Annotated in this window: 19 protein-coding genes and 1 pseudogene; 14 read left to right on the plus strand and 6 right to left on the minus strand. The window is 68.2% G+C overall.

Annotated elements, in window-relative coordinates; translation table 11 throughout:
* Positions 1-63: 63 nt before the first annotated feature.
* The 5 genes from OXG55_01395 to OXG55_01415 all read right to left on the minus strand — a co-directional run bounded on the left by OXG55_01395 (position 64) and on the right by OXG55_01415 (position 6,062).
* Positions 64-1,650: a substrate-binding domain-containing protein gene (locus OXG55_01395; GenBank protein ID MCY4101911.1), complete on the minus strand. Its 1,587-nt coding sequence runs from the start codon at positions 1,648-1,650 to the stop codon at positions 64-66.
* A gap of 123 nt (positions 1,651-1,773) precedes the next feature.
* On the minus strand, positions 1,774-2,856 hold the full coding sequence (locus tag OXG55_01400) for an LLM class flavin-dependent oxidoreductase (protein MCY4101912.1): 1,083 nt from the start codon (positions 2,854-2,856) through the stop codon (positions 1,774-1,776).
* Between the two features lie 162 nt (positions 2,857-3,018).
* Positions 3,019-4,578, minus strand: coding sequence for an AMP-binding protein (locus tag OXG55_01405; GenBank protein ID MCY4101913.1), 1,560 nt, complete (start codon positions 4,576-4,578; stop codon positions 3,019-3,021).
* A 2-nt stretch (positions 4,579-4,580) separates the two neighbouring features.
* On the minus strand, positions 4,581-4,985 hold the full coding sequence (locus OXG55_01410) for a nuclear transport factor 2 family protein (GenBank protein MCY4101914.1): 405 nt from the start codon (positions 4,983-4,985) through the stop codon (positions 4,581-4,583).
* Between the two features lie 285 nt (positions 4,986-5,270).
* Entirely contained in the window at positions 5,271-6,062 is a 792-nt protein-coding gene (locus OXG55_01415) for an SDR family NAD(P)-dependent oxidoreductase (protein MCY4101915.1), read from the minus strand.
* A gap of 314 nt (positions 6,063-6,376) precedes the next feature.
* On the opposite strand from OXG55_01415, the pseudogene OXG55_01420 reads away from it, so the two are divergent.
* The 5 genes and pseudogenes from OXG55_01420 (at position 6,377) to OXG55_01440 (ending at position 10,820) form a co-directional block, all read left to right on the plus strand.
* A pseudogene (locus OXG55_01420) lies at positions 6,377-6,595 on the plus strand (OB-fold domain-containing protein).
* A 246-nt stretch (positions 6,596-6,841) separates the two neighbouring features.
* Positions 6,842-7,984, plus strand: coding sequence for a thiolase family protein (locus tag OXG55_01425; GenBank protein MCY4101916.1), 1,143 nt, complete (start codon positions 6,842-6,844; stop codon positions 7,982-7,984).
* Positions 7,981-9,234 (plus strand): cytochrome P450, encoded by a 1,254-nt coding sequence (locus OXG55_01430; protein MCY4101917.1) that lies wholly within the window; start codon positions 7,981-7,983, stop codon positions 9,232-9,234. Before OXG55_01425 ends, OXG55_01430 begins: the two co-directional genes overlap by 4 nt.
* The gene (locus OXG55_01435; GenBank protein MCY4101918.1) at positions 9,231-10,007 is read left to right on the plus strand and encodes an SDR family NAD(P)-dependent oxidoreductase; all 777 of its coding nucleotides are present in this window, start codon (positions 9,231-9,233) and stop codon (positions 10,005-10,007) included. The genes OXG55_01430 and OXG55_01435 overlap by 4 nt, the downstream gene beginning before the upstream one ends.
* A 264-nt stretch (positions 10,008-10,271) precedes the next feature.
* A complete protein-coding gene (locus OXG55_01440) occupies positions 10,272-10,820 on the plus strand; it encodes a nuclear transport factor 2 family protein (protein ID MCY4101919.1) in 549 nt (182 codons plus the stop codon).
* A 66-nt stretch (positions 10,821-10,886) separates the two neighbouring features.
* Here OXG55_01440 and OXG55_01445 read toward each other — a convergent pair whose 3' ends face one another.
* Positions 10,887-12,047, minus strand: a complete 1,161-nt coding sequence (locus OXG55_01445; GenBank protein MCY4101920.1) for a DNA cytosine methyltransferase — start codon at positions 12,045-12,047, stop codon at positions 10,887-10,889.
* 100 nt (positions 12,048-12,147) lie between these two features.
* Between OXG55_01445 and OXG55_01450 the strand changes: the two genes are divergently transcribed.
* The 9 genes from OXG55_01450 to OXG55_01490 all read left to right on the plus strand — a co-directional run.
* Positions 12,148-13,050 carry a helix-turn-helix domain-containing protein gene (locus OXG55_01450; protein ID MCY4101921.1) on the plus strand — a complete coding sequence of 301 codons (903 nt, stop codon included), beginning with the start codon at positions 12,148-12,150 and terminating at the stop codon, positions 13,048-13,050.
* 17 nt (positions 13,051-13,067) lie between these two features.
* Entirely contained in the window at positions 13,068-13,448 is a 381-nt protein-coding gene (locus tag OXG55_01455) for a hypothetical protein (GenBank protein ID MCY4101922.1), read from the plus strand.
* A gap of 354 nt (positions 13,449-13,802) precedes the next feature.
* Positions 13,803-14,507 (plus strand): hypothetical protein, encoded by a 705-nt coding sequence (locus tag OXG55_01460; GenBank protein ID MCY4101923.1) that lies wholly within the window; start codon positions 13,803-13,805, stop codon positions 14,505-14,507.
* Complete coding sequence (locus OXG55_01465; protein ID MCY4101924.1) at positions 14,504-14,839, plus strand: hypothetical protein; 336 nt, start codon at positions 14,504-14,506, stop codon at positions 14,837-14,839. The genes OXG55_01460 and OXG55_01465 overlap by 4 nt, the downstream gene beginning before the upstream one ends.
* A 147-nt stretch (positions 14,840-14,986) precedes the next feature.
* Positions 14,987-15,685: a class II aldolase/adducin family protein gene (locus OXG55_01470; GenBank protein ID MCY4101925.1), complete on the plus strand. Its 699-nt coding sequence runs from the start codon at positions 14,987-14,989 to the stop codon at positions 15,683-15,685.
* A 53-nt stretch (positions 15,686-15,738) separates the two neighbouring features.
* Positions 15,739-15,864, plus strand: a complete 126-nt coding sequence (locus tag OXG55_01475; protein ID MCY4101926.1) for a hypothetical protein — start codon at positions 15,739-15,741, stop codon at positions 15,862-15,864.
* Between the two features lie 18 nt (positions 15,865-15,882).
* Positions 15,883-16,599, plus strand: a complete 717-nt coding sequence (locus OXG55_01480; GenBank protein MCY4101927.1) for a cysteine hydrolase — start codon at positions 15,883-15,885, stop codon at positions 16,597-16,599.
* A gap of 346 nt (positions 16,600-16,945) precedes the next feature.
* Positions 16,946-17,440 (plus strand): carbonic anhydrase, encoded by a 495-nt coding sequence (locus OXG55_01485; protein ID MCY4101928.1) that lies wholly within the window; start codon positions 16,946-16,948, stop codon positions 17,438-17,440.
* Positions 17,441-17,511: 71 nt separating this feature from the next.
* The coding region (locus tag OXG55_01490; GenBank protein MCY4101929.1) for a DEAD/DEAH box helicase family protein at positions 17,512-18,983 on the plus strand (1,472 nt) is incomplete at its 3' end.

Genomic DNA, 18,983 nt, shown 5'->3' on the forward strand with positions numbered 1-18,983 from the left:
GCGTCCCCCTCCTGCTTGTGTCTTGTGCCCGTCACGGATTCCCGTCACGGGGTTCGGCCGCTGTTAGCCGATGTTGCTGTACGCCGCTGCCCAGCGAGCCTCGAAGAAGTCCACATAGTCTGCCCAGCGCGGATCCGTGGGCGTGGGATACGGGCCGCGGCCCGGGTCACACTCGTCGCCCACGTCCTCGGGCGTCACGATGAACGGGATCGAGAACTGCCAGGCGTTGCCGTCGGCGTCCTCGTAGTAGGGACGCAACTCGTCGGTGAACTGGACGCCCTTGGCGTAGTACGAGGCGATCTGGTCCATGGCCACGTAGCTGCCCCACTCCAGGTTCTCCTCCGAGGAGGCGTCCACGCCGCCTGCAAGCATCTGCTGCTGCGTGGTGCAGTTGGCGTAGAACGTCAGCACCATCGGGCGGTCAGGGGGCGACACCCCGGCGAACCTCTCGGTGATCACCGGGCCGACACCCACCGCGGCCAGGTCGAACGTCAGCCAGAAGGCCAGCGAGTCCGGCGCCTGCAGCAGCCAGTTGGCCGCCAGATCGGCGGCGGTGCCGATCACGTCGGCGAAGTCGACCATCTCCACAGCGCCGATGGTGACGCCGGTGCCCTCGACGGCGGCACGGAGCTGATCCTCACGGTCGGATCCCCACTTGGCGAAACCGGCGCTGGAGATCTGGACCGGGCCGTCCTTGCCGCGGTTCTCCATCATCCACTCGGCCAGCACGCGGCCCAACTCGGAGTCGTTGGGGTTGAAGGACGCCGCGTACAGGTGGTAGAAGCTCTGGGTTCCGCCGGTGTTCACGAAGGGGATGCCCGCTTCGCGTGCCTGGGCGAGACCCTCGACGATCACCTCAACGGTCGTGCCGTCGGTGACGATGGCGTCCACGCCGGAACTGATGAAGCCCGCCAGGCAGGTCTGCATCTGGTCGGGTACGCCCTCGGCGTCGCAGTATTCCCAGTCCCAGCCCAGGTAGTCCACGGCGTCCTTGGCGGTGAACTCGAGACGCTGCGCGGCCTCCGAGGCGCCGAGCACCTGCAGGTAACCGATCGTGAGCTGCGGCAGCTCGGTGGCCGGGCCGGTCGGCCAGGCGATGGCGGTGCCCATCGAAGCCTCCGGAGGCGTCCAGCCCTCGGGCTTGTCCACCAGCGCGGGCGGCGCCATGTCGTCCATGGGCTCCTCGTCGTCCATGGGCTCCTCGGCCGGCGGCGGCGGGGGTGGCGGCTCCGGTGCGGTGGCTGCGGCCTCTGCCTCGGCCTGCGCCGCGGCGGCGGCCTCGCGGGCCGCATCGGCCTCGGCCTGCGCCGATGCCGCCTCGTCACGGGCGGCTGCCGCGGCGTCCTGCGCCTCGGCCAGCGCCGCCTCGGCGGCGGCCACTGCGTCCTGGTTGCCCTCGGCGGTGGCCTGGGCCAGCTCCGCGGCCGCCTGTGCGGCCTCGGCTGCCCTCAGCGCCGCCTCGGCCGCGGCGCCGGCGGCCGACGCGTCGGCGAGTGCGGAATCCGCCTCGCTGTTGGCGGCGGTCGCCTCAGCCAGGGCGGCGTCGGCGGTGTCGGCGGCACCGTCATCGCTGGCACAGGCCGCCGCCAGCAGCGACAGAGCCAAGCCGAGCGACAACAGTCGCCAGAGCGTTCGTTTGCGGTTGGGCATCTCTCCCCTCCTTCGCCCGGATGGGCGATCTTTTCCCTGGATATCAAACGAGAGTTTGGTCGCGACAAACTAGCAGCGCAAACGCGGTGTTCAACCTGCGTTCACCTCCCGTCGCCGGCGGCGCTACCAGCGGCAGGCCTCGGGAATCGCCGGGTGCTCGATCGCCGGGTACTTCTTGTGCAGCGGCTGCACCACCTCCTCGCCGAAGCGCAGGATCTGCTCGGCGGCGGCCTCGAAGCCGGGGCCGGTCACCATGCGGAAGCGCATCGTGAAGTACTGCACGCCGTAGGTCTCGTGATAGTGCTCGAGGCGCTCCCGGCACTGGGCGGGCGTGCCGACGACGATGTGCTCGCGGGCGCTCTCGGCGGTGATCTTCTCGGGGCTGTCGAAAGCCGGGTGGTGCGCCAGGATCCCCTGGGCGCAGTAGAACCGCATCTCCGAGACGTAGTGCGTGCCGAACTCCGCCGCCGCCTGCTCGAAGCTGTCGGCCACCCAGCCGTTGCGCATGAGCACCACGAACGGCTCCTTGCCCAGCGACTCGGCGCGGGCCCGGTAGGCACCCACCTGCGACTCCCAGACCTCGGCGAGGATCGGGAAGTCGTCGCACGTCCAGCTCTCGGCGTAGGTCGCGCATCGCTCGATCGAGGGTGGGAACTGCCCCCCGCCCCAGAACGGGAAGCGCGGCTGCTGGTAGCACTGCGGCGACAGCAGGCCGTCGCGCACCGAGTAGAAGTCGCCGTCGACACTGAAGCGCTCCCCCTTCGACAGCAGGGCCTGCTCGATGATGCGCACGCTCTCGAGGTAGCGCCCCAGCATGCGCTCACGCGGCACCCCGAACTGGTCCCAGTACCCCTCGTGGAACCCCCGGCCCCAGGTCATGAAGAGCCGCCCCCGGGACAGGTTGTCGATGATGGCGCACTGCTCGGCCACGTGCATCGGGTGATAGAGGGTGTTGACCAGGCAGTAGGCGCCGATGCCCACGCGGCGGGTCTCCCGCGCCAGGATCATGAGCAGGTTCAGCGGCGAGCCGAAGTACGACTCGGTACGGCCGTGGCGGTCGGGCACCTGGATCGAGTGGAAGCCGGCGCGCTCGGCCAGCACGCACTCCTCCACCAGCGCGTGCAGAGTTTCGGCGGCGTTGCGCCGGTCGGGGACGGGCTGGTCGTAGCCGCCCGCGTTGGTGTCCACGAGATAGCCGATGCGCATGGGTGACTCCAGCCAGTCGTACTTGAGTTTCTTCGTCTCCGGTCCGGTCGGGGGCCCGGGGTGCCGTTCGCTCCTTCAGCGCGGGCGCAAGGCGTCGCGAATCGGCCCCCCGACCCCCTCCCTCGTCGGTCCGCGATTCATTTCGCTCGGAGCCTCAGGCTGTCAGACCTGGCGCTCGGCGCCTTCCCAGTACGGCTCGCGCAGCTTGCGCTTCAGGATCTTGCCGGTGGGGGCCTTGGGCAGTTCCGCCACGAACTCCACCGAGCGGGGCTTCTGGTAAGAGGCCAGGTTCTGGCGGGCGACGCCGATGATCTCGTCCTCGCCGGCGCTCATTTCGGGCTTCAGCACCACGAACGCCTTCACCGACTCGCCCCAGGTGTCGTCGGGCACGCCGATGACGGCGCACTCCAGCACCGAGGCGTGGCGGGCGATGGCCTCCTCCACCTGCACCGAGTAGATGTTCTCGCCGCCGGAGATGATCATGTCCTTGGCCCGGTCCACGATGAACACGTAGCGCTCGTCGTCCCAGCAGGCGATGTCGCCGGTCCACATCCAGCCGTCGCGGATGGTCTGGTCGGTGAGGTCCGGGCGCCGGAAGTAGCCGAGCATGTTGGCCTCGGAGCGCACCACGATCTCACCCGGCGTCTTGCCGTCGGTCGGCACGTCGCTGCCGTCGGGGTGCACCACCCGCACCGAGGTCACGAAGCCCTCCCGCCCGCAGGAGCGCAGCCGCTCGGGCCGGTGCTCTTCGTGGATCGCCCGCAGGTGGTCCTCCTGGGACAGGAAGCACATCGTGGTGCCCTCGGTCTGGCCGTAGCCCTGGATGAGCGTGCAGGGGAACCGGTCGAGGGCCTCGGTGATGACCCGTGACGGCATGGGGCCGCCGCCGTACTGGATGTTGCGCAGGCTGGAGATGTCGTAGCGGTCGAAGCCCTCGGTCGCCATCATCCAGTTCAGCATCGTGGTGACGCCCAGGAAGGCCGACACCCGCTCGGCCTCGATGAGGTCCATCGCCAGGCGGGCCTCGAAGTTCATCAGCACCAGCGGGCAGCCGTGCGCCAGGTAGTTGACGGCCAGCACCACCGGGATGTGGAACATCTGCCCGGTGAGCATGTAGACGTCGCTGGGCACGATCCGTTCGGCCACCGTCTGGTTCAGCATCCCGAACCAGCAGCTGCGGTGGCTGTGCAGCGCACCCTTGGACTCGCCCGTGGTGCCGCCGGTGTAGAGGATGAACAGCGGGTCGTCGCCGCCGATGGCCCCTGAGCCCGCCGGCTCGTCATCGGAGGCGCTCGCGGTGAGACGCTCGTAGCTGCCGTCCCCGTCGGCGCCGTACTGCAGCCAGTGCTCCACGCTGTCCACCATTCCGGCCAACTCGGTGGCAACCGCGTGGTAGTCCGGCCCGCTGATGTAGGCGCGCGGCTCACCGTTGTCGGCGATCTTCTTCAACTCAGGCGGTGAGAGTCGCCAGTTCATGGGCTGCGCCACCAGCCCCGTGCGGCCGCAGGCGAAGTACACCGCCGCGTACTCCATCGAGTTGCGGCTCAGCACGCCCACACGGTCGCCCCGCTCCAGACCCAGGCCGCGCAGGCCGTTGGCCAGGCGCCTGACGTGGTCGTCGAAGTCGGCCCAGTTCACCCGCTGCCCGGTGGTGGCATCGATGACAGCGGTGCCCCGGGGCGTCTGGCGGGCCCACTTCGCCGGAATCTGGCCGATGTTCATGGCTAGTAGGGCAGGTCGAGGTGCAGGTGGCGGCGTTGGAGCTTCCACGCCCCGTCCACCAGAACCACGGTGTCGGTGTACAGACCGCTGGACAGCACCGTGAGAGCGCCGTTCTCCACCGAGATGAGGATCAGGTTCGAGACGGCGGTCACTGACGTGTCGGTCTCGTCGGTGAAGTAGACGTTGGTGATGCAGTGACGCCGCTGGTCGGTCTGGGTCTCGTGGGCGCCCTCGAACAATGCCCTGATGTTCTCCCTGCCCGCGAACACCATGGGCTCGTTGCCGGCGATCACGAGTTCGAAGACGCTGTCCTCCAGGAACAGGTCCATGATGAACTCCAGGTCGCCGGTGTCGTACGCCGTCCCGGCCCGGTTCAGCAGGCCGGTGATCGCAAGTGTGTCAGCCATGGGGATGCTCCTTCGGTTTGGGTTCGTTGATCTGTCGGCGGTTCTGTCCGGGCAGCGGTTCTGTCCGGTCGGGGGCCCTGTCCGGTCGGGGGCGGCGGTGGCCGTTCGCTCCTTCGCGCGGGCGCAAGGCGTCGCGAATCGGCCCCCGGCGCCCCCTCCCTCGGTTGTTGCTTTCGGATCGGGCGTGGTTGGTCTCCAATAGGCGTCGCGAATCGGCCCGCTGCGCCCCTCCCTCGGTTGTTGGTTCGGTTACGTCGGTACCTCGGACCCTGCAGGGTCGGGCTGCTACTCGAGGCCGATCTGGTCGACGGTGCCTCGCCAGGCCAGGGAGCCGCCGTCGATGAGAATGTAGGCGCCGTTGATGAACGATGCCTGCGGGCTGGCCAGGAAGCAGACCAGCTCGCCGACCTCGGAGGGGAGGCCCAGGCGCGGGATCAGGCTGGTGTTGACGAGCGCCTTCTCGAAGGCCTCCGGGTCCTCGGCCTGCTGCACGAAGCGGGTCACCATCTCGGTGGCGATGGCGGTGGGGCCGTAGCAGTTGACCCTGATGCCGTAGGGCGCCAGATCCACGGCCAGGTTCTGGGTCTGCAGCCGGATGCCGCCCTTGGAGGTGCCGTAGGCGGAGTTGCGGGGGTAGGCGGACTGCGACCCGGTGGAGGCGGCGTTGATGATCGAGGCGTAGTCGCTCTCCTTGAGGTAGGGCACCGCGGCTTTGGCGCACACCCACGGGGCGATGGCGTTGACCTCCACGACCCAGCGGAACACTTCCACGGGCATGGTCTCCAGGGACGTGTCCTCCCCGGCCCGGGCGGTCTCGTGCACACCGGCGTTGTTGTGCAGCACGTCTATGCCGCCGAAGCGCTCGGCGGCGGCGGCCATGAGCGCCTCGACCTGCTCGGCGTCGGTGACGTCGCAGGTGAAGAAGTCCGCCTCGCCTCCGGCGGCGCGGATGTCGGCGGCGACCCGCTCGCCGGCCTCGGCGGAGGAGGCCAGGTCGCTGACCATGACGGCCGCACCCTTGGAGGCAGCCACCCGAGCGGTGGCGGCACCGATGCCGGCGGCCGATCCCGTGATCACGAAACGCATTCCCTCTATACCCATTTCAGTCCCTTCGTTGTTGTTGCCGGACTCGGAGACGATCCGGACTGGCGGCCTGTTGTGCCTGCTCATGGACACCCGACGGCCCGCGGTCGTGGCCGAACGATACCAAACGAGCGGTTGACAGTCATACGTCATTGGTACAGTCCTACCGTGTGGAGAGCGGCGTCGGGACGATGAGCACCGGAGGCGATCCGGCGGTGTTCGCCCGCGAGGGGCCCGGTCACGATCCGCGGCCCGACGCCACCGCCGAGGGACTGCGCGGCGGGCGCTGCGCATCGTGCCGGTATCCCATGCTCTACCTGCCGCCGCTTTGCCCCTCCTGCGGCGGTTCGCCGGTGCAACCTGCCTGCTTCGGCCCGGGCGGAACGGTCTGGAGTTCGACCGTCCTGCGCATTCGCGTTGCGGACCTGCCCCCGCCGGCGGTTCTGGCCTACGTGGACTTCGACGAGGGCCCCCGCTCGCTCGTGCACGTCGACAGCCCTGCCGACGAGCCGCTCCGGCCGGGTACGCGGGTCAACCTGCTCGGCCGCGACGACCGCGGCGACCCCCTGGTGACCCCGGCCGACCTCGACGCCCGCGCCGGCAGGGGTGGGACCTCGGGCAACCGCCCCCCGCCGCCACAGCCGGTCGCTGCCGCGACCCCCGACCGGACGGACCGACACGCGAGGGAGAGGGCACCGGGTGCCGACTCGCGACGCCTTACGTCCGCGCCGAAGGAACGAGCAGCCACCGCCGCCCCCGACCGACCCGCACCTGTGTCCGTCCGGGGGGTCGGCACCAGCCGCTTCGCCCGCCAGCCGGAGACCCCGCCGAGGCACCTCGCCTGGCAGGCTGTCACCGAGGCGCTCGCCGATGCCGGCATCACACCCGCGGCTGTCGAGGCCGTCTACGCGGGCACCGTTTTCGGTGACCCCGGCGTCACCACGCGGACTCTGCAGCACCTGGGGATCACCGGCGTGCCGGTCGTGACGGTGGAGAACGCCTGCGCCAGCGGCACGACGGCGTTTCACGAGGCCCAGGCGGCGGTCGCCGAGGGGCGATACGAGACGGTGCTGGCGTTCGGGATCGAGACTATGACCGCTGTCTTCGACGGGCCCATCGAGCCACTGGCCTCGGACCCCGAGGGCGCCCAGGGCTTCGCCATGCCCAGCCTCTACGGCATGGCGGCGCGCCGCTACCAGCACTGCTACGGCGTCACCCCCGAGCAGATGGCGCTGGTTGCGGTGAAGAACCGGCGCCACGCGCTGGGCAACCCTCGCGCCCAGCACGCCGGCAAGTTCACCGTCGAGCAGATCCTGGACTCGCGGCCGATCTCGGACCCGTTGACGCTGCTGCAGTGCTGCGACATCAGCGACGCCGCCGCCGCGGCGGTGCTCGGCCCGGCGCGCACGGCCGGCAGCGGCTCGGACGTGCCGGTGCGGGCCTCGGCGCTGGCCTCGGGCCAGGCCTGGGACCACACCAGCGACCTGGTCTGGGGCTGGCAACTCGTGTCCGAGGTGGCCACGGCCGCCTTCGAGAACGCGGGCATCGGGCCCGAGGACATCGACGTGCTCGAGGTCCACGACGCCTTCACGATCGGCGAGATCGTCACGACAGAGGCGCTGGGCCTGTGCGAGTTGGGCGGTGGCGGGGCGCTCGTGTCCTCCGGCCGCACCAGCCTCGGCGGCGCCCATCCCGTCAACCCGTCCGGCGGCCTGCTGGCCAGGGGGCACCCCCTCGGCGCCACGGGGCTGGGACAGATCGCCGAGATCGTCTGGCAGTTGCGCGGCGACGCCGAGGGTCGCCAGGTGGACGGCGCCCGCATCGGCGTGGTGGAGACGATGGGCGGCGGCACCGCCGGCATCGACGGCAACGCCTGCGTGGTGGCGGTGCTGGAGGCGCCCGGAGGCCGGCGGTGAGCAGCGTCATTGGCGCGGGCGGCGTGGACCTGCTCACACCCGAGCGGGTCACCGACCCCTACCCGATCTTCGCCGAGCTGCGGCACCGGCAACCGGTGTTCTTCAACGAGCACTACCGGGCCTGGTTCATCCACCGCCACGACGATCTGCTGACGGCGCTGAAGGACACCCGATTCTCCTCCGACCGCATCCGGCCGGTCTTCGAGCACAAGCTCACCGAGGCGCAGCGCCAAGAGCGCGCCCCCACCTACCGGATCCTCGGCGAGTGGATGGTGTTCCGCGACCCGCCCGATCACACGCGGCTGCGCAAGCTCGTCAGCCGGGCCTTCACCCCCCGGGCGATCTCGCTGTGGCGTCCCCGCATCATCGAGGTGGTCGACAGCCTCATCGACGAGTTGGCCCCGCGCGGCCACATGGACGTGATTGCCGACTTCGCCCACCCGCTGCCGGCGGTGGTGATCGCCGAGATGATGGGGGTGCCCCCCGGGGACCGCGACCTGTTCAAGGACTGGTCCGACGACCTGATGGTGCTGGTGTTCGGGGCGCGGGGCGTCGAGGGGCGTCGCGAGCGCGCCCAGAACGGCCTGCTGGAACTGTCGGAGTACCTCGGCGGCCTGGTTCGGCGGTTCCGGAGCGCGCCGGAGGAGAACCTCATTCACACCCTCATCCGCGCCCAGGAGGGCGACGACACGCTCACCGACGACGAGATCGTGGGCACCTGCATCCTGCTGCTGTTCGGCGGGCACGAGACCACCACCAACCTCATCGGCAACGGGCTGGGTGCCCTGCTGAGGCACCCCGACCAGCTCGAGCGCCTGCGGGCTCACGACGGCGGCGACTACCTGCGGGCGGCCACCGAGGAGATCCTGCGCTTCGACGGGCCGTCGAAGATGCAGGTCCGCATGGCCGCCACCGACATCGAGGTCGGCGACCACGTGATCCGCCGGCACGACATGGTCTACCTGGTGCAGGCCGCCGCCAACCGCGACCCGGAGGTCTTCGCCGAGCCCGACCGCTTCGACCTGGAGCGCAACCCCACCGAGCACGTGGGCTTCGGTTTCGGTTTGCACTACTGCCTCGGTGCCGCGGTGGCCCGCCTGGAAGGGTCGATCGCCCTCGACGCGCTCGCCCGGCGGCTGCCCGACCTGCGCCCCGGCCCCGAGCCCCCCGAGTGGCACCCCACCCTCATCAGCCGGGGCATGTCCTCGTTCTGCGTGTCCTACACCCCCAGCGAGGGGGCGGCGGCGTGAGCACATCGGCCAGCGACTCCGCTGTGACTTCCCTGGCCGGCAAGCGGGCCGCCGTCACCGGCGCCAGCGGCGACATCGGGGGGGCCATCGCCTCCGCGCTCGCCGCCGCCGGGGCCGACGTGGCACTGCTGGCGCGCCGGCGGGAACGTCTGGAGACCCTCGCCGGCGAGATCCGGGCGACGGGGCGCCGAGCCGCGGTCGTGCCCGTCGACGTGACCGACGGCGAGGCCCTGGCCGCCGCCGCCGCTGCCGCCGCCGAGGAGTTGGGACCCATCGACATCCTCGTGAACAACGCCGGCGGGGCCCGCTTCCTGGCCCCGGCACTGGAAGTCGCCGAGGCCGGCTGGACAAGGACGGTGGCGCTCAACCTCACAGCGCCGTTCCTGTGCGCCCAGGCATTCGGTGGCCCGATGGTCGAACGGGGCGGTGGCTCGATCGTGAACGTGGGCTCCGTGGCCGGCTTGCGCCACCTCGCCGGCATGTCGGCCTACAGCTCGGCCAAGGGGGGACTCTTCGCCCAGACCCGCGCCCTGGCCCGCGAGTGGGCCCCCCGCGGCGTGCGGGTCAACGCCGTCGCCCCCGGCTACGTTGCCACCTCCGGCTGGGACGCCTTCGACCGCGGAGAGGTCACTGCGGCCTCGGCGCTCAGCATCCCGCTGGGCCGCTGGGCCACGCCCGCCGAGGTGGCCGGCCCCGTCGCCTTCCTGGCCTCCGACGCCGCTTCCTACATAACCGGCGCCACCCTCATCATCGACGGCGGGATGCTGGCATGACGGCACCGATCCAGACCCTGCAAGGACGGACCAACAATCGAGGGAGGGGGGCGGGGGGCCGAACTGCGACGCCTTGCGCCCGCGCGAAGGAGCAGAGCGGCACCGCGGACCCCGCCCGGACCGCAGCAAACCGACCAGGGCAGGGGCCGGGGGGCCGAACTGCGACGCCTTGCGCCCGCGCGAAGGAGCAGAGCGGCACCGCGGACCCCGCCCGGACCGCAGACAAAGTCCGATCGAACCCCTGAGACCACAAGGAGAGGCAACGTGACCAGCGACCTGGAGCGCCGAATCGCCCGCATCGAGGCCCGCGAGGCGATCCGCGAACTGGTCTTCGACTACTCGGTGGCCGTTGACGACCGGGACTACGACCGCATCGGCGAGATCTTCTGCGATGACGCCACGTTCGCCCACGCCGACGGCCGCGACTCCACCGAGGGCCGCGACGCCATCGTGGACTTCTACCGGTACCGCACCGGCCTGATGGGGCCCACCTACCACTATCCCCACAGCCACCGGATCGACTTCGACGACGACGACCACGCCACGGGGACGGTGCTCGCCCACGCCGAGCTGGCGCTGGAAGGAACCACCTACCAGGTGGGACTCCGCTACGCCGACACCTACCGGCGCCAGGACGGCACCTGGCTCTTCGGCTCGCGCACGGTCTGCTTCCTGTACTTCATGCCGCTGAGCGAACTGGTGGACGGGGGCCTCGGCGCCCCGGATCGCAAGCGCTACCCCGACGTCGGCCCCGTGGCCGCCGACCTGCCCGAGACGCTGGCAACCTGGCGTGCCGCCAAGGGTTCCCGCTGAGCACCATCGAGTCGCCGCCCCCCCCCTCCAGCTCCTTTCACTATGACTGACACATGGCGAGTGACGTCACTTGAGCATGTCGAGCACACTCTCAGCAATGGCTTGACCCAGCAGCGGCGGCACGGCATTACCAATCTGCTTCGCGATCTGAGTCCGTGTCCCAGAGAATGAGAAGTCGTCGTCGAACGACTGAAGCCTTGCCCCCTCGCGCAGGGTGAGCGCCCGGTCCTGGAAGGGATGAATGCACTTGTTGGAAGCGGGATGTACGAAGTTGACCGTCAGGGTAACAGCTGGCTCGTCGGGATCCAATCGCGAATAGCACGAGGAGAATCCCGACGAGATCAGGTGTTGCGGCACAGAGCTGATGTTCGAGCCAGCGTGTCGGATGATCTCTAGCATCCGCTTGGTGTGATCGGTTGCTACATGTAACTCAAGACGCGGGGCGCGTCGGCGGCGGGCTGCTTGATAGTCGTTCTGCGGTAGAAGTTCATACTCGTCGGCCGTCTGGCCGGCGCCCACCGGGGGGAGGTCCCCAATCCCTTCCATGACGGTGAGCGCCTCTGGCAACTTGGGCTCGTCACACGCGAACAGGCCGAGTTGCTCGGTCGGCGTCGAAGGTTCGAGTCGTCGTGTCCGATCACGGATCCCGATCGTCCTGAATTCGCCGGTGTGGGTAGGGGAGGGAAACCGAGCGCGAACTCCGTGCTGCCCGCCGATCATCACGAGGCGCTCCCTCTTCTGAGGAACGCCGAAGTGGGCGGCATTGACTATCCGCCAATCCGATGTATAGCCGAGCCCGCCGAAGCACTGCTGTATCTGTTCGATGGTGGCCCCCCGGTTGTGGGTCGCCAGACCCACGACGTTCTCCATCACGAACACCCGGGGCCTGAAATAGTTGACGTAGCCGGCGAATTCCTCGAAGAGCGAGTTGCGCGGGTCGTCCTCCGACGCAGACCGAAACGGCCGGATCGAGGAGAAGCCCTGGCACGGCGGCCCGCCTACGATGACATCGACCTCGCCGCGCCCCAACCCGGTGCGGCGGGAGACCTCCCCGAGCCGCACGTCGCGCACATCGGCCGCCAACGCGACGGCCTGCGAGTGATTGAGCCGGAAGGTCTCCACCGCAACCGGTAGCACGTCGATGCCGAACACGACGCCGAATGCGCCGGCGTTCTCGAACCCCTTCGAGAACCCGCCGGTTCCACAGAACAAGTCCATCACCTTCATGCGCGCCATCCGAGGCCACCTCCCTTCTGTAGGGGCGTATTGCCGGGGGAGACTATAGTCTCTGACTTGGGTCCTGCGCAAGCACCTACGATCCTATGTCGTGGGTGAGACAGCACCCGGGGATCCTGCAGACGAGGCAGCGAGAACCCTCGCCCGCGCCGTGGGCGCAGTCGTCGCTCGTCTCCGACGCGAACGCGGGTGGTCGCTTGAAGACCTAGCGGACGAAGCGGGCAGGCACCGTACCTACGTGGGACTGATTGAGAGGGGCGAACGGCACCTGAGCGTCGCAACAGCCTTTCGCATCTCACAAGCTCTCGGACTCTCCCTCTCAGAACTCATCGACCTCGCTGCGGCACAGGCGTCAGGCACCGTCGACCCGGTCCGCTTTCCCAGAAGGATCCCACCACCGAATGCCGCCCGTGGAGCCGAAGCGGTCAAGGCGAGCACCGGACTAACCGAGAGGTGGGTTCCCTCCGCCGTCGAAGCGACCTACGAGACGCTAGATCGTATTGACGAGCAACTCGTCAATACCGGCTCAGAGCCTCTTGCCAAGGTCGTCGAACTAGCGAATCTATCAGCGATCGTCGGCAACCTTATGCGATCAGCTCTGCAAGGACACTCTGACGGCGCCTATCGGAGCAACGCGCCTCACACCTTTCCAGATCTCGTTTCCGAGTCTGACCGGTTTCAAGACCTTGAAATCAAGATCGCCCTCGAAGGGAACATGCCCAAGGGTCATCTGCCAAAGCCAGGAGCGCACCTCATCTGCCGTTACGTGCTCGCCGAACGTGACGCCACCTACTCCCGCGGAGACCGAGGCCATGTTGTGTGGATTTGGGAGGCTAGACTCGGAGAGTTGTCCAGACACGACTTCAACACATCCAACACTCCTAGCGACTCAGGCAAGACGGCAGTTGTAAAGGCTGACTCCCTCTACCGGCTCACTTGCGTCTATTACGACGAGCGTTTCCTTCCCCTAGCCAAACCTCGTTCAGGACACTAGTTGAAGCGGAGATCAGAATGAGCGATGTTCAGGTTGCACTTGAGCAGCGTGAAGTTCGACAAGCATTTGAGAGCGTCGGAGATGGCCCGTGGACGACTCTCTATGAGTCCTGGGAGGGAAGGGACGGGTTCAGGCTGCTAGTGGTAGTGCTCGCTCCGAAGAAGCGGAGATCCGATATCCTCTTGGACCACGTTCATCTCCCACCTCTTGACTTTGGCGCTCCAGGCTTCGTGGAGTCGTACAGGAGCGGCCGCAAACAACGGAAGTACCTGAGATTCGGCGGCGACGAGGGATATGAGCCCCTCGTGATCCTTCAAGACCACTACCCCGTGCGTCCTCGTATGCTGCCGCAGCTTAGCGAAGAGTTCCGGCTCTACCACAACCTGTGGGCCAGCTAGGAGGGAACGGAGTGCATCAAGGTCAACTCCGATGGCTCTGAAGAGATCGCCGCTAAGATTACTCCGGACTCCGCAAAGGTCCGGACGAAGTTCGTCCGGCAGTTTCAGGCAGGCAGACAACTGGATCAGTGCTGAGGCTTAGCTCAATGACTTAGAGGGTGCGCGGATAGGCTCTGAACAGGGGATTTGCTATTCGTCTGGCGAACCTGTTTGTGCTGGTGGCGAGCGGCGAAGCATGCCGGATCGGTGTCTCTGGGGCGGTGCTGATCACCTATCCGCGCACGCTCTTACGTCGATGACCCCAGAGAAGTAGCCCAAATCGGTGAGATAGCCCCTCGCCTGGGCCGGAGCGACATGAGTCTCAGCATCTACGTGTCGACGGAGGCTCGGGGCAGCAAGATGCCTTCTTCAAGCCTGTACGGCAGGAAGGTGCTGAAGGCTCCCCCTCGGACCAAGGCTGGCATCTGGCCCTTCGATAAGCAAGAGAAGAGAATCTACCACGAGTTCATCATCGCCGAGAATTCTGACGGCGAGCCTGTTGAGCACACCTGTAACCCCGATCACCTTGCCAACAACTTCGGGGCAAACCCGGACGCGCCCCACTACCTGACGCCCGTCTATTTTCGCCGTGAGGTTCTTCAGCGCTATTACGAGTTCCCCGAGAAGTTCTCGATCGAAGCAAGCTACCTGTCCTGCGGCGGCCTCTGGGGCCTATCCATCGACAACGACCACCCCGACCATGTGATGGTCTTTCTGGGTGACCTCGGACGAGATCTTCCCGAGTCGGAACGACCCTACTGGCGAACCTTCAACATAGCACCAATCGGCAGACCGAGCCGAACGGCGATCAGGCGGTCGCTCTTCGCTCTACCCACCGCTCCAGAAGCTCCCGACCTGAGATTCAAGTCGGCATATCGACTGTTCAAAACGGAATGGCAAAACAGTTTAGCTGGCCACTATTTCAAGAGCCCAAGCCCGACGACGCCCACGTTATTCAGCGGCTTCGCATCCCGCTCAACAGTAGTCAACCGGAATTCGAAGACCAAATCGTCAGCTTGACCAAGCTCATGGTCGATGCCCTGAACGAAAGGGAGATTCAGAAGCTGCTTCCCGACCGACAGCCGAACGAGAAGGGCATCAGCAAGCTGGAACGATGGATGCGCCAAGAGCAGTATCCTTTCGTTGAGCGCGACATTGCGTTCCTGAGACGACTTCAACGTCTCCGCAGCAAGCTCGCAGCGCACCGCAAGGGTGCCGACTACACCCAGGTACTTGCGGACGAGGATGTCAATGCCGACCCCATCCAAGAAGTCGCCAACATGCTCTGCGACGCTGAACGCCTGCTGTATAGCCTGGCCTCTCACGCTAAAATTGACCTGAAAAAATACTGAAGACCCGGCTGACCCCCACAGCAGACACATCTGGATCGGCGCTGAACCGCCAGTCAGCGGTTCCATATGGCTGTAGTCTGAGCGGCCCGAGTGCCGGGCCGCCTGCAGGCCCGGGGCCGCGACACGTCGCAGACAGGAACACCCACTATGAGCAGCTCCGCAGACGAGACCTCCTCCAACGTGACCGGCGACATCGTCACCGCCTGCCGGGCGCTCGCCGCCAACGGCTGTGACACCGGCATCGGTGGCCATGTGAGCGTCCGCGCCCCCGGCGAGGAGGCGCTGTGGATCAACGCCTTCGACCGGACGCTGGGCGAGGTGGGCCGTGACGACGTCATGAAGCTCGACTACGAGGGCAACCTGCTGGCGGGCAACCGCTTCGTGAGCCCCGGCTGGGAGTTCCACGCCGGGATCTACGGCCAGCGCCCCGACGTGAACTCCATCGTGCACACGCACTCGTTCTGGGTCTGCGCCCTGGCCTCGATGGCGCGACCGCTGAAGATGCGCCACAACCTCTGCACGCTCTTCTACCAGGACCAGGTCATGAGCCCCGACGATCATTTCGACTCCATCGGACCGGTGATCGGCGACTGCTCGACGGTGCTCATCCCGTGGCACGGGGGAATCACCGTCGGGCGCAGCCTGCCCCGTGCGGCGGCCCTGCACGTCACCCTCGACCAGATGGCCCGGTTGGACGTCACGCTGGAGCCGACCGGGGCCCCCGAGCTCCCCGAGGAGGCTCGGCTGCCGATGCGCAAGCTCATCGACGAGGTGGCCGGCTACCTGGAGCAGACCTGGGACCTGATGGTCCGTCAAGCGGCCGACTACCGCCACCGCGGAGTCTGAGCGACACCAGGCGCTCGCACCGGATCCCGACCCCACCCGAGGAGGCCCGAGCCATGACAGCCGTCGCCGCAGCCGGACCGGACATCCTGTCGCCGGAATCCGACGCGGACCCGTACCCGTTCTACGCCGGGATGCGGGAGCGCTACCCGCTGTACCGCCGCGATTTCCTGCTCGGCTGAAGACCCACCCGGAGTAGCGTGCAGGGCACAAGCGACTCGGGCGAGGTGAACAGCGAGGCCCGGCGCGCCGCCGAGCGTCTCTCCCGCGTGAAGCCGCTGTGGAGCCTGGCCGAGAAGGTGGCGCCGGCCCACACCGCCCTCGTCGTGGTCGACGTGCAGAACGACTTCTGCTCGCCCGAGGGGATGATGAGCGCCGAGGGGCTCGACGTCAGTTCGGCGGTGACCACGGCGCAGCGGCTGGAGGGCTTCATCGCCTCGGCCCGGCGGGCCGGCGTGCTGGTGGTGTTCGTGCGCAGCGTCCTCTCCAGCGACGACAACCGCTACCTCAGCGACGTGATCCTGGAGCAGGCCACCCGGCGCCGCGCCGGCAGCTACACGCTGCGGCCGGTCTGCATGGACGGGTCCTTCGGCGGCGACTACTACGGCAACGTGCGGCCCGCTCCCGGTGACCCCGTCGTCACCAAGCACCGCTACAGCGCTTTCCTGCGCACCGACCTGGAGACGATCCTGCGCACCGCCGGCATCCGCACGGTCGTGCTGGCCGGGGTGGCCACCAACGTGTGCGTCGAGACCACCGCACGCGACGCCTTCATGCGCGACCTCTACGTGGTGCTCGCCTCCGACGGCAGCGCCGCCTACAGCGACGCCGAGCACGAGGCCACCCTCACCACCATCGACCGCTTCTTCGGCCAGATCGCCTCCATAGCCGAGCTCACCGCCGCCTGGAACCGGTAGCGACAGCCTGGATTCCGGCCTTCGCCGGAATGACGAGTCAGCGAGGGTGGCGACACCGGGGGGCGGCGCCGGATCGATTTCGCCAGACGACCCGCCGACGGCCACCGGCGGCTCCGCCCGGACAACCGCAGGACGGCGAGGGAGAGCGGCCGGGGGCCGATTCGCGACGCCTTGCGCCCGCGCGGAATGAGCGAACAGCACCCAGGCGGCCCCGACCGGACAACCGCGAATCCGCGAGGTTGGGAACCGTTCTTATTGTTGAGTCTTTTGGTCGGGAATCCGGTAGCCTGCTCCGGTCGGCCGACGGCCGGCGCAGAATTCGCACCGGAGAACCGGAGGATCACTCATGTCCGAGACAGCAACGATGCTCGAAGCCAACGCCGCCTACGTCGACGGCTTCAGCGAGGGCAACAAGCCCATGCCCCCCGCCCGCGGCGTGGCCGCGGTGGTCTGCATGGACGCCCGCATCCACCCGTCGGAGATGCTGGGCCTGACCCTCGGCGACGCGCACGTGATCCGCAACGCCGGCGGGCGGGTTTCCGATGACGCCATCCGCTCGCTCATCATCTCCTCGACCCTGCTGGGCACCAAAGAGTTCATCGTCGTGCACCACACCGACTGCGGGATGCTCACGTTCTCCAACGACGACCTGCGGGGCATCCTGGCCGAGCGGCGCGGCAGCGACGCCGGCGACATCGACTTCCTGCCCTTCGGCAACCTCGAGCAGAGCGTCCGCGATGACATCGCGACCATCCGGGCCAGCGCTCACCTCGACCAGTCGATCCCCGTGCGGGGGTTCATCTACGACGTGGACACCGGCGCACTCCACGAGGTGAACTGACACTCGACGGCGCCGCCGACCCACACCCCCAGTGTTTCGAGCGGCGGGGCGGATGCGACTACCTTTGCCTCGTGGCTTCGCAGCGGTGGGACCCGGCCGTCGACCCGGTGCTCTGCGACCCGTTCCGCGAGCCGGACAGACACTGGGCGCTGGACGACCTGGGTCGGGCCAGGCGCGACGCGGCTCCTCGGCGCGGCCGGCGGGCACCGCTGCGCATCACCGTGCCGTCCGACGCCAGGGCGTCGAAGCAGCTGGCCCTGGCGCTCGCGGACCGGGGGGAGAACACCTCCATCAAGCAGACGCGCGAGGCGGTCGGCGCTTGGCGAGCCGACGGCTACCCGCGTGTCACCGCCACCACACGGCGGCTGCTGCAGCACTGGGCCGACGACGAGGCCATGCGGCTGCGACCGTTCTTCGCCCAGCGAGAGGCCGTCGAGACGTTCATCTGGCTGCGCGAGGCGGCCACGCGTGCCACGCCGCAGCGGCGGGAGCTGGAGGTGGCAGCCCGGGCGCACAACGACCGGATCGTGCGCCTCTGCGCCAAAATGGCCACGGGGACAGGCAAGACGGCGGTCATGGCCATGGTGATCTGCTGGCAGACGCTCAACGCGGCGCACTCCCGGCGCTCCCGCAACGTGCTGCACACCGACCGGTTCGCGGTGTTCGCGCCCGGCCACACCGTACGGCGCCGGCTGCAGGTGTTGTCGCCGTCGCAGCCGGGGAACGTCTACGACGAGATGGGCCTCGTGCCCGCCGACCTGCGCCGGCGGCTGAACCGGGCGCGGGTGCGGGTGGTGAACTACCAGGCCTTCGTACAGCGCGACCTCATCGACGACGCCAACGCCCGCAAGCTGCTCGGCAGAGGCCGGGGGCACGACGTCGAGTCGTGGCCGGCGGCGGTGCGCCGAGTGCTGGGCGACCTGCTCGACTCCCCCTCGGGCCCGACCGGGCCGGGAATCTGCGTCATCAACGACGAGGCGCACCATTGCTACATCCCCAAGGAGCGCCTGAAGTCCGACAGCCTGCAGCGCGCCGAGGACAGCCGGGCGTCGGTGTGGTTCAATGCCATCCGGGCACTGCGCGACATGGGGGCTCTGGGCCACGACGACCCCCACTACGGGCAGGCTCATCCGGTGCTGGACTTCTCGGCCACGCCGCTGTGGATCGACACCGCGTCGAGTTCGGAGCCCGAACAGTTCGAGTGGGTGTCGTCGGACTTCGGGCTGATGGACGCCATCGAGTCGGGCCTGGTGAAGGTGCCCCGAGTGCCCATCGACGACGACTCCAACCGCGACGAGACCGCCTGGCGCAGGCTGTACCACCACACCAGTCCGAAGAGCCTCAAGGACTGGCTGGAGAACCCCGAGAACACCGGCCTGCCCGCCGAGTTGGGCGGGGCGGTGAGCGCCATGGTGAACGACTGGCGCGCCAAGCTGGAGGCCTGGCAGCCCGAGCGGCTCGAGACCGGCGCGGCCATTGACGCCGCCGCAGGCAGGCAGGCAGGCAGGCAGGCAGGCAGGCAGGCAGGCAGGCAGGCAGGCAG

Source organism: bacterium (genome assembly GCA_026708055.1).
Taxonomy (GTDB): Bacteria; Actinomycetota; Acidimicrobiia; order Acidimicrobiales; family CATQHL01; genus VXNF01.

Coding starts and splice junctions, on each gene's coding strand:
- OXG55_01400 (MCY4101912.1), bottom strand. CDS start 2,856: ATGCGCATCGGCTATCTCGTGGACACCAACGCGGGCGGCTACGACCAG.
- OXG55_01460 (MCY4101923.1), top strand. CDS start 13,803: ATGAGTCTCAGCATCTACGTGTCGACGGAGGCTCGGGGCAGCAAGATG.
- OXG55_01395 (MCY4101911.1), bottom strand. CDS start 1,650: ATGCCCAACCGCAAACGAACGCTCTGGCGACTGTTGTCGCTCGGCTTG.
- OXG55_01475 (MCY4101926.1), top strand. CDS start 15,739: ATGACAGCCGTCGCCGCAGCCGGACCGGACATCCTGTCGCCGGAATCC.
- OXG55_01410 (MCY4101914.1), bottom strand. CDS start 4,985: ATGGCTGACACACTTGCGATCACCGGCCTGCTGAACCGGGCCGGGACG.
- OXG55_01445 (MCY4101920.1), bottom strand. CDS start 12,047: ATGAAGGTGATGGACTTGTTCTGTGGAACCGGCGGGTTCTCGAAGGGG.
- OXG55_01470 (MCY4101925.1), top strand. CDS start 14,987: ATGAGCAGCTCCGCAGACGAGACCTCCTCCAACGTGACCGGCGACATC.
- OXG55_01405 (MCY4101913.1), bottom strand. CDS start 4,578: ATGAACATCGGCCAGATTCCGGCGAAGTGGGCCCGCCAGACGCCCCGG.
- OXG55_01455 (MCY4101922.1), top strand. CDS start 13,068: ATGAGCGATGTTCAGGTTGCACTTGAGCAGCGTGAAGTTCGACAAGCA.
- OXG55_01485 (MCY4101928.1), top strand. CDS start 16,946: ATGTCCGAGACAGCAACGATGCTCGAAGCCAACGCCGCCTACGTCGAC.